Annotated in this window: 1 protein-coding gene; it reads left to right on the top strand. The window is 63.6% G+C overall.

The features are described 5' to 3' along the window. Nucleotides 1-300: 300 nt before the first annotated feature. Nucleotides 301-917: hypothetical protein (locus tag APY03_RS20030; protein ID WP_068679409.1), on the top strand; the 617-nt coding region annotated here is incomplete at its 3' end.

Below are 917 nucleotides of genomic sequence, written 5' to 3' on the forward strand. Positions count from 1 at the left end.
GCGAGGGCGGTGCCATGCTCAAGCGCTGCCACTTCAACGGGTTGTCGGACTTCGACGGCCTCGATCTGCCTCGTCGCCAGGTGATCGCCAACCTGCTGCTGAACTACAGCGGTTGGTGAGCCGGTCCCTGGCACATCTTCATCACTGCGTTCACGCGACCCCATGAGGGACATGCGCCTCGTCCGAGGCCATGTCCCTCGCATTTTCTCCCCGCCCAGTGCCATCTGGCATCAGGCGGTTACTCTGCGGATGCCATCGTCCGCAAGGGCTGGCTCCGTTCATTCATCGAAAGGAGCCTTCATGGCCAACAACTACTACGAAGCCACCGGCGTTCTCGTGCTCGACCGAGTGACGCCCGTCATCCAGGCGCTGTTCGGCACCTTCGCGCTGGACGAGAGCCACCCCGGCAACGGGCAGGCCTACATCGCCCAGATCGCCGAGACCACCAATCCGCAATGGCCGGACGTGCTCGATGGCCTGGAAGGCTTTGCCACGCAACTCGGCATTCCGATGCCGGACGACGAAGGGTTGTCGATCCCGCCGCTGCTCGAATTGCTCGCCGTGCACTTCGGTGCTGATGAGGACGACGAGCTGGCGAACTTGATCGAGCGTCATTCGTTCGAGGGCACCGCCGATCTCGATGCGTTGTTTCTGATCGCCACCCGGTTCGATGACGGCCACCACCTGACCGCCATCCAGTTCGAGGGATGCTGGTATTGCAGCAAGCCGCGGCTATTCGAGTTCGGCGGCAACGGCTGCTACCTGAGCCGCGCGGTTCGCGTCATCAGCTCCTCCTCCCAGGCCCTCCAGCTCGGCGACCAATTGCGCAAGGCCATTGTGGCCGCCGACATCGAAGAGGCTTCGGCCCTGCTCGCGCTGGAGACCATCAATCTGCTGGCGGGCGTCAGCGACGAGCC

This window comes from Variovorax sp. WDL1 (genome assembly GCF_001541225.1).
Taxonomy (GTDB): domain Bacteria; phylum Pseudomonadota; class Gammaproteobacteria; order Burkholderiales; family Burkholderiaceae_C; genus Variovorax.